This is a genomic window from Streptomyces sp. NPDC058674, assembly GCF_042716505.1.
GTDB lineage: Bacteria > Actinomycetota > Actinomycetes > Streptomycetales > Streptomycetaceae > Streptomyces.
Genome location: NZ_JBHXSC010000055.1, coordinates 40,150 through 49,488, shown reverse-complemented (window position 1 = coordinate 49,488; position 9,339 = coordinate 40,150). Strand labels below are relative to the sequence as shown.

Genomic DNA, 9,339 nt, shown 5'->3' with positions numbered 1-9,339 from the left:
ACCGGCGCCCAGACCCCCTCCGGCATCCCGGTCACCATCACCGCACCCGCATCCGACCGCCCCCGCCGCAGCGCAGCATCCTCCCGCGGCCGACGCAGCCGCCCCGCACAGGAACGCCGGCGTTCGCAGGGCATGGCCGCCTGACCGGGTCCGCCCGCCGTCGCCCCTCCTGTGCCACTCCGCCGTCCCCGCGTACCCCATCCAGTCTGTGAGGCATCATGCGCTTCGTCATCGCCCGATACCCCTTCGACCTCGAGAAGATCGAGGTCGAGCAGTCGATGAAGGGCGTCAAGCCCGAGCCCGTCACGGGGGCGTCCGTGATCATCAGCCGCCGGACCTATCCGGTCAAGCAGGTCGGCGAGGTCATCACCCGGCAGGACCGCCGCGACTTCACCGCCGCCGAGGTCACCCGGGCCCTGACCCGGCTCGGCTTCACCTGCCGCGACCTCTCCGCTCCCGTTCCGGCGCCCGCCCTCACCCCGATGCAGGCCGCCTCGGCGCTCCTCGGGTCCACGACCGGCGCCTGAGAGCCCTTGCTAGAGTCCGTGACCATGTCGATTCCCGATGACCTGCTCGTCGATATCGCCTCCATGGTCGAGGCGGAGCAAACCAATCAGATGTCCCTCACCGTCGTGGTGCACGGTGCCGTGATCACCGGACGCCTCGCGCCCGAGGGCGTCTGGCGCCGGCGCGTGGCCGAGGTCCTGCGGGACTCGGCACGGCTGGGCCCCTTCGCCGACATCTTCGAGTCGCGCGGACCGTCCGCACCGGCAGCCGCCGGTGCGTCCCCGACCCACCTGCACTTCCACGTCGCCCGGATCCTCCAGGGAACCCTGGGAATCCCCGAGACGGGTGGGATGTACCGGATCGCGCTGCAGGACGTCAGCGCGTGGACGGTCGGGGACTTCAGCTACTCGGACAGCTGATCTGCGGCTCGGCGGCGGGACCACCCGGTCCCGCCGCCGGGCCGCGGTCGCATGTGGGGCGGCATGCGCCCCGCGCCGTCCGGTCGGCGCTCCCGGCCCACCACCGGCCCGGCCCGCCACCGGCCCGCCTTGACGGGCTCCGTACGCCCGAAAGCGCGCCCTTCCACGGCTCCCTAACGGCCCTGCTGTTCGAGGAAGCGCCGCTGGTCGTCGAGGAGGCCGGGCGGGAACAGCGCGCGGGGGGCGAACACGGCCGTCAGGGCCAGCCGCCAGGAGGAGCGCTCGACCGGGGTGCGGACCAGCGAGTGGGTGGCGCCCGGGTAGCGGCGCACGGTCAGCGTGCCGGGCGCCAGCAGTTTCCGGTAGACGGCCTCGGTCTCGGCTCCGTCCACGTTGAGGTCGTCGGCTCCCGAGATCAACAGCACCGGGACGGGCGGCATCGCCCGCAGGTCGGCGCTCGCGTCCGCCGTGTGGTTCCGGCTGATGAACGACCACCGCTCCGCCGTGAGTTCCCGGTCCGCGCCCGGACTCGCCCGGTACTCCTCGTACGCCGCTCCGCGCCGCAGCAGCCCGAGGGTGGCCTCGCGGGTGCGCAGGGCGTCCGCCGTGCGCTCGGCGGACGCCCCCTCGGCGCGGAGTCCGGCGCGCAGGTTGAACTCCCCCTGGCGGTGCCAGTTCACGGCGGTGCCGACGGCGATGACGAAGCGGACTCCGGGCGCCGGGGCCCGCGCCACGACCTTGGGCATCACCCAGCCGGCCTGGCTGGCGCCCCACAGCCCGATCCGGGCGGGGTCGACGTCAGGGCGGGCGGCGGCCCAGGCGAGGGCGTCGGCGGTCTCGCGGGCCCGGTCGTCCATCGTCTGGTCCAGCCAGTCGGCGGGCTTGTCCAGGGAGAGCGAGGCGTACCCGGCGCGGGCGAAGGCCTCCCAGTACGGCCGGTAGAAGCCGTCGTGGGTGGCGTCGACCGGGCCGTCGCCGTGCACGAGGACGACGAGCGGGAAGGGGCCGGCGCCCCCGGGGGTGGCGAGTACTCCGGGGAGTCGGCGCCCGGCGGCGGGGACGGTGACGCGCTCCTCGCGCAGGTCGTAGTCGTGCTGCACGAGGACGACGCCGGTGAGGAGCAGGGCGGCGGCCAGAAGGGCCGCGGCGGTGCGCAGGAGCGCGGTGCGGAGCTGTCCGCGGGGGGTGCGGGGGGCGGCGGGCGTGCCGGGTGTGGCGGGCGGTTCGGGAGTGGCGGGCCCCACGATCTCCGCGGGTTTCCCGGGTGTCGTCGGCGGGTGGAGCGGTCGGGCCATGAGGGACTCCTAGCAATCGCTCTAAATTAAAACGATCGTATCCATGATGAGCGTATTAAGCTCGTACTATGACGACAGAGAGCGTGAACGTGCGGCGCGGGGTGCCCGAGGGCGCCGAGGAGCGTGTCGCCGAGCTGTACTGGGAGGCCTTCGGGCGCAAGCTGGGCGCCGCCCTCGGCCCTGAAGGGGACGGGCGGCGCTTCATCGCCGCCCACCTGAACGCGGACCGCGCGGTGAGCGCGGTGTCCGGCGACGGCCGACTGGTGGGCGTGGCCGGCTACCACCTCGCCGGGCGCGGCCTGACCGGCGGCGACGCGGCGGCGGTCAGGGCCGCGTACGGGCAGGTCCGGGGCTTGTACCGGGTGCTCCTGCTGGCCCTGCTGGAGCGCACTCCGGCGCGCGGGGAGCTGCTCATGGACGGCATCGCCGTGGATCCCGCCGAGCGGGGCCGGGGCATCGGCGGACTGCTGCTGCGGGAGGTGGAGGCGGTCGCCGCGGAGCAGGGGTGCCGGCGCGTCCGGCTGGACGTCGTCGCGGAGAACCCGCGGGCGCGCGCCCTGTACGAGCGGCACGGCTTCCACGCGGTGAAGGTGCAGCGGACGCCGTGGCTGCGGGACGTCCTCGGCTTCGGAGCCGTGACGACGATGCACAAGGCGGTGGCGCGGTGAGCGCGGTCGAGCCGCCCGGGTCCGTCCCGACGCGGATGGTGGTGCACGCGCTGGTCCGGGAGGACGGGACGGTCGAGGGCGGCGAGCTGTACCGGGTGGCGGGGCTCCTCGGGATGACCGACCAGCAGGTGCGGCTGTGCGTGAAGCGGCTGGCTGCGGAGGGGCGGTTCACCGTGCAGGGGCGCGGGCGCCGGGCCGTACTGCGACTGTCGGGGGCCGCGGGCGCCGGGCCGGTGCACGTGCCGGAGGTGGATTTCGTCCGGCACGCGTACCGGCAGGACGCCGGCCTGGAGCCCTGGGACGGCACCTGGCACGCCTTCGCCTTCGCCGTGCCCGAATCCGCGCGGGCGGCCCGGGACGCCCTGCGGGACGCCCTGACGGGGCTGGGGGCGGCCCCGGTGCAGGGCGGCCTCTACGTCACGCCGAACGCGATCGGCCCGTACGTACGGGCCCGCGCGGCGGAGCTGGGCGTACCGGAGGCGCTGACCTGCCTGACCACCCGGGACCTGGAGGTCGGCGGCGCCGCGGACCCGGCGGCCGTGGCGGCCCGCCTGTGGCCGCTGCCCGCGATCGCGGCCCGCTACGAGGCCCTGCACGCCCTGGCCGCCGCAGCCGGGGCACCGCCCGCCGGGGCGGCGGGCGCCGGAGGCGTGGGCGCCCGGGACGGGGGCGCCGGGGACCCGGACGGGGCGGTCGCGCTGGCGCGGGCCGTCGCGCTGGCCGCCGCGTTCTCCGACGCGATGCTCCCGGACCCCCTGCTGCCGCCGGAGCTGCTGCCGGCGCCCTGGCCCGGGACCGCGGCCCGGGCCGCAGCGGCCGCGGCCTGGGGCCGGCTGCGGGAAGCCGCCCCGGCCGGAGGGCCACGGCTCTTCCGGCTGTACGCGGAGGCCTCGGAGGCCGCCCCGCGGAGCCCCCGAACTGACCCAGCGCCAAAGTCTGGGTAGGGTATGGGTGGGTTCAGGAGGGTATATCCCCTTGGACAGCGCGACGACGCGCGCCCAGGGCAACCCCCGGGGTCACACCGTCGGAGGAGCGCAGCGCCATGCACCGAACCGAGCTCACAGACGTCGCAACGCACGAGGCCAGAGCCCTCTCCGGGTCCCTGTTCCAACGGCTGGCCACTCTGGACGAGGGGGGCGTGGAGTACTCGTACGTCCGCAACACCCTCGTCGAGCTCAACCTCAGCCTGGTGAAGTACGCCGCCCGCCGGTTCCGCGGCCGGAGCGAGCCCATGGAGGACATCGTCCAGGTCGGCACGATCGGCCTGATCAAGGCCATCAACCGGTTCGACCCGGCGCGCGGCGTTGAGTTCACCTCGTTCGCGATGCCCACCATCAGCGGCGAGATCAAGAGGTTCTTCCGGGACACGAGCTGGGCCGTCAAGGTCCCGCGCCGCCTCCAGGAGCTGCGGATCGACACCGCCAAGGCGCACGACGCCATGGAGCAGGACCTCGGCCGGGAGCCGACCGAGGCCGAGCTGGCCGCCGAGCTGCACGTCACCCCCGAGGAGCTCGCCGAGGGGCGCAAGGCGGCCCACGCGTACTCCGCCCGCTCGCTGGACGCCCCGGTGCAGGACGACGGCGACCGCGACGCCTACGCCGGGCGGCCCGCGCTCGGCGAGGAGGAAGGCTCGTACGACCGGATCGAGTGCATGGAGTCCCTCAAGCCGATCCTGGCCGGCCTCACCGAGCGGGAGCGGACGCTGCTCGCCCTGCGGTTCGGGCAGGAGCTGACGCAGTCCGAGATCGGCGACCGGCTGGGCCTGTCGCAGATGCACGTCTCCCGGCTGCTGAACCGGACCCTCGCCCGGCTGCGCGACGGACTGCTCGTCGACGAGGCCGATGAGGCGGACGGGGGCGACGAGACCCCCGCGGCTTCGGCCACGACGCCGGCTACGGCTGGCGGAGCGGCCCCTCCGCCGGCTCCCCGGGCGCTGCGGACGGCCCGTGAGTCCCGTCAGAGCCGTCAGAGCGCCCCGCCGCAATCTCCAGCCACACCGTCTTGCCGGGCGACGCGTCCGCGAACGGCTGCGCACCCCAGCTCCGCGCGAGCCGTTCCACCACGATCAGCCCGTGCCCTCCCGGCAGCGCCCGGTCTCCGGGCAGCCGCCGCCGGGGAATCTCGGGGCTGCCGTCACTGACCTCCACGCGCAGCCGCTCGTGGTCGTGCCGCAGCACCAGCTCGCGCGGGCCGCCCGCGTGCAGGCAGGCGTTGGTCACCACTTCCGACACCAGGAGCAGCACGTCCTCCGCCGCTTCCGCGCCGCCCGGCCAGGCCCAGTCGGCCAGCGCTCGGCTGGTGAAGTCCCGACAGCGGCTCACCACCCCTGACGTGGCTCCACCCAGGACCAGCCTCCGCGTCTGCTCGGCCACAGGGTCTCCCGTCTCCGCGTCTCTCCCGGCCGCACCTACCCCCGCCACCGGCAGCCAATCCCGATGTCCCGCCCCGTTGCACGCCTCACTAGCACCCCTCCAACACTTCCACATCTCGGAAACTGCATTCCGGCATGCGACAAACGGCGATCCGGTTCGTCACACACACACGCACACAGGATCAAGGACGCGCGGCGGAGGACAACGCCGGGGGCCACCTCACCCCGACCATCGGGGTGCCGTCGCGGACGCTTCCCCCGCCACCGCCGGGCCGTGTCCACCGGAGGAGGCTCCGCGTCCACATCCCGGACAACTACCCTCGATCCATGAACACAGAAGCCGACGCCCTCGCCGCTGTGAAGGAAGCCGACCGGAAGCACGTCTTCCATTCCTGGTCGGCCCAGGAGCTCATCGACCCGCTCGCCGTCGCGGGGGCGGAGGGCTCCTACTTCTGGGACTACCAGGGCAACCGCTTCCTCGACTTCTCCAGCGCCCTCGTCTACACCAACATCGGCTACCAGCACCCCAAGGTGACCGCGGCCATCGCGCGGCAGGCGGCCACCCTGTGCACCGTCGCGCCCGGCTTCGCCGTCGACGTCCGCTCCGAGGCCGCACGCCTCATCGCCGAGCGGACCCCCGGCGACCTGGACAAGATCTTCTTCACCAACGCCGGGGCCGAGGCCGTCGAGAACGCCGTCCGCATGGCCCGGCTGCACACCGGCCGGCCCAAGGTGCTGTCCGCGTACCGCTCGTACCACGGCGCCACCTCGGCCGCGATCAACCTCACCGGTGACGCCCGCCGCTTCGGCAACGACACCGCGACCGCGGGCGTCGTGCACTTCTGGGGCCCCTTCGCCTACCGCTCGCCCTTCTACGCGGCGAACCCGGCCGAGGAGTGCGAGCGGGCCCTGCGCCACCTCGAGGACACCATCGTCTTCGAGGGCCCGCGGTCCATCGCCGCGATCATCCTGGAGACCGTCGGGGGAGCCCCGGGCGTCCTCGTGCACCCCGACGGGTACCTGGCGGGGGTGCGCGAGCTCTGCGACCGCTTCGGCATCGTCTTCATCCTCGACGAGATCATGGTCGGCTTCGGGCGGACGGGCCGGTGGTTCGCCTCCGAGCACTGGGGGGTGACCCCCGACCTCATCTGCTTCGCCAAGGGCGTGACCAGCGGGTACGTCCCGCTCGGCGGTGTCGCCATCTCCGCGGCCATCGCCGAGACCTTCGCCCGTCGGCCCTACCCGGGCGGACTCACGTACTCCGGGCACGTACTGGCCTGCGCGGCCGCCGTCGCCACCATCAACGTCATGGAGGAGGAGGGCACGGTCGAGCAGTCCGCCCGCACGGGCGCCGAGCTGCTCGGCCCCGGTCTGCGCGCCCTCGCCGAGCGGCACCCCTCGGTGGGCGAGGTCCGGGGACTGGGCACCTTCTGGGCGCTGGAACTCGTACGGGACAAGGAGACCCGCGAGCCGCTGGTCCCCTACAACGCCGCCGGAGCGGACAACGCGCCCATGGCCGAATTCGCCGCCGCCTGCAAGAAGGGCGGGCTCTGGCCGCTCACCGCCGGAAACCGCATCCACATCGCCCCGGCCTGCAACATCGCGCCCGAGGACGTCGCCAAGGGGCTGGCCGTCCTCGACGAGGCCCTCGCCGTGGCGGATGCCCACACGGTCTGACCTGCACTTCTGTGGGGTCGCCCAAGCCGTGGGCGCCGGTGTTCGGAGGATCCGTACGGTGGCTCCCGCCCCGTACGCGTGCTGCAATCCGTGCAGGCCCCGTGACGAGGACGGGCCGAAGCACCTACGGACCGGGATGCACGTCAGTCCCGGGGCGGCCCCCCGGGGCCGAACGGCGGGGAGCGGGTGACCGCTGGACGCCGGGCGTACGGGATCCGGACCACCGGACTCCGTGTTCCCGAGTACCCGAGTACCCGAAGGAAGACAGCATGAGCAAGCACGTCCTGGCGCAGAACCAGTACGGCAAGGCCGAGAACCGCATCGTCAAGGTCACCCGCAAGGGCAGCGACGGTTCCTGGCACGAGATCCGCGACCTCAACGTCTCGGTCGCGCTCCGCGGCGAGTTCCGCGACGTCCACCTCACCGGTGACAACGCGAACTGCCTGCCGACCGACACCACCAAGAACACGGTGTACGCCTTCGGCAAGGAGCACGGCATCGCCTCCCCCGAGGCCTTCGGCATCCTGCTCGCCAAGCACTTCGTCTCCTCCCAGCAGCCGATCCGCGAGGCGCAGATCCGCATCGAGGAGTTCGCCTGGGAGCGGCTCCCGGTCCCCACCCGCAAGGAGCAGCACTCCTTCGCCCTCAAGGGCACCGAGGTGCGCACCGCGCAGGTCACCTACAGCGAGACGACCGGACTCCAGGTCCTCTCGGGCCTGAAGGACCTGACGGTGATGAACTCGACGAACTCCGAGTTCCACGGCTACATCAAGGACCGGTACACGACCCTCCAGGAGGCGTACGACCGCATCCTGGCGACCAAGGTCACCGCGCGCTGGGCGCACTCGGCGCTCGCCGCCGACGACGCCGGGTACGACTGGGACCAGTCGTACAAGAAGGTCCGCAAGAACCTGCTGGAGGCCTTCGCGGAGACGTACTCCTACTCGCTCCAGCAGACCCTGAACCAGATGGCCGAGCGCGTGCTCGACAACTGCCCCAAGGTCAACGAGGTGCGCCTCAACCTTCCCAACAAGCACCACTTCCTCGTCGACCTGGAGCCCTTCGGCCTCGAGAACGACAACGAGGTCTACTTCGCGGCGGACCGGATGTACGGCCTCATCGAGGGCACCGTCCACCGCGACGGCGTGCAGCCGGTGATCGCCACGTCCGACTGGATCGTGGCCTGAACGCTGTCCCGCCGGCCATCCGGGCCGCACGGTGGACGACTTTCGGCCTCGTCCCGGACATCTAGCCGAAGGTGCCCTTGTGCCGACCGCTGCCCCCAAGGAGGCTGTGCAGCCGACCGGTTGACGACGAGGGGGCCTGCAGCACATGCCGACGGCGATACGGGAATGGCGGGGCTGGACGGGCGCCGCCCCGCTCTGGCTGAACTCGCTCCTGCTGCTCCTGGCCCCCTTCACCGCCGTCACGCTGTTCGGCCAGATCGGCGTCATCGCCGCGCTGGCCGCCCTGGGGGGCCTCGCCCGCCACCTCTGGTTCGGTGACTACGGCCATCCGGCCGTGCACCTGGCCGCCGCGCTGATGGGCGCCGCGCTCATCGTGGTCTGACCCGCCTCCGCACCGGCCCGACGCCCCAGGCCCGGGGGCGAGGAGGGTGGTCGGCGCCCGGCTCCGCCGCCCCCAACCCGCCCGTACCCGGCTCACCGGGCAGCGCCGCACCCGCTGAGCCGTGGGGGGTGACTTCGTCCCCCGGTCGGGGGCTTCTCGGCCCCGGGACGGGAACCGTCCGGCGCGCCGGGGCAGACCCCTCGCATGATCGGCAGGCGGAGCGCACGGACGGCCCTCGCCGGGGCCCTGACCAGGGCCCTGACGACGCTCTGTGTCGTGCTGCTGTGCGTGTTCGGCGCCGGACCGGCCGGCGCGACGGCCGCCGAATCCCGTCCGGCCACCAGCGCGCCGGCCGAGCCCGTCGAAGGACACTCCGACCCCGCCGCCGACCCCGAGGCGCGGACCGCCGTCCGTGCGGTCGCACGCGGCACGGCCGGGGTACGGCGGCTGCCGCCGGCGGTGTTTCACGTGAAACACCCGGACCCGGGACCGGTCTGCGCCCGCTCCCGGGCCGCGGTCGTGGAACCGGCGGCGTCCCTGCGGGCGGTACGGAGCGTGGTCCTGCGCTGCTGAGGGGGCCGAGCAGCAGCGCGACCGCACACCCCCGAGCACCGTGGAGTTCCGCCATGCCCATCGACCCGTACGCCGCACTGAACGCCATGATCCGCGCCGAGGCGTCCCGCTTCACCCCGCCGGCCCGTCACGCCGAAACCGCCGCGTCACCGAAGGTCCCCGCCGAGACCGCGGCCGTCGAGCACGAGAGCGAACCTCGGCAGCAGGGCGCGCCCGCGGACTCCGCCGCGTAGGGCGGCGCCGGAGCCGTCCGGCCGGAC

General features: G+C 73.5%; 11 protein-coding genes and 1 pseudogene. 10 read left to right on the top strand and 2 right to left on the bottom strand.

From position 1 onward, the window contains the following. Positions 1 to 218 precede the first annotated feature (218 nt). Positions 219 to 527, top strand: coding sequence for an SCO5918 family protein (locus ACFWU6_RS24900; RefSeq protein WP_383811399.1), 309 nt, complete (start codon positions 219 to 221; stop codon positions 525 to 527). Positions 528 to 551: 24 nt separating this feature from the next. Next, a complete protein-coding gene (locus ACFWU6_RS24895) occupies positions 552 to 926 on the top strand; it encodes a hypothetical protein (protein ID WP_383983110.1) in 375 nt (124 codons plus the stop codon). Between the two features lie 173 nt (positions 927 to 1,099). On the opposite strand, the gene ACFWU6_RS24890 is transcribed toward ACFWU6_RS24895, so the two are convergent. Continuing rightward, positions 1,100 to 2,221, bottom strand: a complete 1,122-nt coding sequence (locus ACFWU6_RS24890; protein WP_383983108.1) for an alpha/beta hydrolase family protein — start codon at positions 2,219 to 2,221, stop codon at positions 1,100 to 1,102. A gap of 68 nt (positions 2,222 to 2,289) precedes the next feature. Between ACFWU6_RS24890 and ACFWU6_RS24885 the strand changes: the two genes are divergently transcribed. The 3 genes and pseudogenes from ACFWU6_RS24885 to ACFWU6_RS24875 form a co-directional block, all read left to right on the top strand. Then, entirely contained in the window at positions 2,290 to 2,889 is a 600-nt protein-coding gene (locus ACFWU6_RS24885) for a GNAT family N-acetyltransferase (RefSeq protein WP_383811392.1), read from the top strand. Between the two features lie 35 nt (positions 2,890 to 2,924). Further along, positions 2,925 to 3,833, top strand: coding sequence for a PaaX family transcriptional regulator C-terminal domain-containing protein (locus tag ACFWU6_RS24880; protein ID WP_383983118.1), 909 nt, complete (start codon positions 2,925 to 2,927; stop codon positions 3,831 to 3,833). A 23-nt stretch (positions 3,834 to 3,856) separates the two neighbouring features. Continuing rightward, a pseudogene (locus ACFWU6_RS24875) lies at positions 3,857 to 4,726 on the top strand (SigB/SigF/SigG family RNA polymerase sigma factor); the annotation flags it as partial. 55 nt (positions 4,727 to 4,781) lie between these two features. On the opposite strand, the gene ACFWU6_RS24870 reads toward ACFWU6_RS24875, so the two are convergent. After that, on the bottom strand, positions 4,782 to 5,375 hold the full coding sequence (locus ACFWU6_RS24870; RefSeq protein ID WP_383983106.1) for an ATP-binding protein: 594 nt from the start codon (positions 5,373 to 5,375) through the stop codon (positions 4,782 to 4,784). Between the two features lie 212 nt (positions 5,376 to 5,587). On the opposite strand from ACFWU6_RS24870, the gene ACFWU6_RS24865 reads away from it, so the two are divergent. The 5 genes from ACFWU6_RS24865 (at position 5,588) to ACFWU6_RS24845 (ending at position 9,312) form a co-directional block, all read left to right on the top strand. Next, positions 5,588 to 6,937, top strand: coding sequence for an aspartate aminotransferase family protein (locus ACFWU6_RS24865; RefSeq protein ID WP_383811387.1), 1,350 nt, complete (start codon positions 5,588 to 5,590; stop codon positions 6,935 to 6,937). A 269-nt stretch (positions 6,938 to 7,206) separates the two neighbouring features. Continuing rightward, the gene (pucL, locus tag ACFWU6_RS24860; protein ID WP_383983105.1) at positions 7,207 to 8,124 is read left to right on the top strand and encodes a factor-independent urate hydroxylase; all 918 of its coding nucleotides are present in this window, start codon (positions 7,207 to 7,209) and stop codon (positions 8,122 to 8,124) included. A 145-nt stretch (positions 8,125 to 8,269) separates the two neighbouring features. Then, positions 8,270 to 8,506 carry a hypothetical protein gene (locus tag ACFWU6_RS24855; RefSeq protein WP_383811382.1) on the top strand — a complete coding sequence of 79 codons (237 nt, stop codon included), beginning with the start codon at positions 8,270 to 8,272 and terminating at the stop codon, positions 8,504 to 8,506. A gap of 204 nt (positions 8,507 to 8,710) precedes the next feature. Further along, positions 8,711 to 9,079 (top strand): hypothetical protein, encoded by a 369-nt coding sequence (locus ACFWU6_RS24850; protein WP_383811378.1) that lies wholly within the window; start codon positions 8,711 to 8,713, stop codon positions 9,077 to 9,079. A gap of 53 nt (positions 9,080 to 9,132) precedes the next feature. Further along, complete coding sequence (locus tag ACFWU6_RS24845) at positions 9,133 to 9,312, top strand: hypothetical protein (RefSeq protein ID WP_383983103.1); 180 nt, start codon at positions 9,133 to 9,135, stop codon at positions 9,310 to 9,312. The last annotated feature ends 27 nt before the right edge of the window (positions 9,313 to 9,339 follow it).

Excerpts from the sequence above, each read along its gene's own strand:
- ACFWU6_RS24900 (WP_383811399.1), top strand. The coding sequence starts at position 219 with ATGCGCTTCGTCATCGCCCGATACCCCTTCGACCTCGAGAAGATCGAG.
- ACFWU6_RS24895 (WP_383983110.1), top strand. The coding sequence starts at position 552 with ATGTCGATTCCCGATGACCTGCTCGTCGATATCGCCTCCATGGTCGAG.
- ACFWU6_RS24890 (WP_383983108.1), bottom strand. The coding sequence starts at position 2,221 with ATGGCCCGACCGCTCCACCCGCCGACGACACCCGGGAAACCCGCGGAG.
- ACFWU6_RS24885 (WP_383811392.1), top strand. The coding sequence starts at position 2,290 with ATGACGACAGAGAGCGTGAACGTGCGGCGCGGGGTGCCCGAGGGCGCC.
- ACFWU6_RS24880 (WP_383983118.1), top strand. The coding sequence starts at position 2,925 with ATGGTGGTGCACGCGCTGGTCCGGGAGGACGGGACGGTCGAGGGCGGC.
- ACFWU6_RS24870 (WP_383983106.1), bottom strand. The coding sequence starts at position 5,375 with ATGTGGAAGTGTTGGAGGGGTGCTAGTGAGGCGTGCAACGGGGCGGGA.
- ACFWU6_RS24865 (WP_383811387.1), top strand. The coding sequence starts at position 5,588 with ATGAACACAGAAGCCGACGCCCTCGCCGCTGTGAAGGAAGCCGACCGG.
- pucL (WP_383983105.1), top strand. The coding sequence starts at position 7,207 with ATGAGCAAGCACGTCCTGGCGCAGAACCAGTACGGCAAGGCCGAGAAC.
- ACFWU6_RS24855 (WP_383811382.1), top strand. The coding sequence starts at position 8,270 with ATGCCGACGGCGATACGGGAATGGCGGGGCTGGACGGGCGCCGCCCCG.
- ACFWU6_RS24850 (WP_383811378.1), top strand. The coding sequence starts at position 8,711 with ATGATCGGCAGGCGGAGCGCACGGACGGCCCTCGCCGGGGCCCTGACC.
- ACFWU6_RS24845 (WP_383983103.1), top strand. The coding sequence starts at position 9,133 with ATGCCCATCGACCCGTACGCCGCACTGAACGCCATGATCCGCGCCGAG.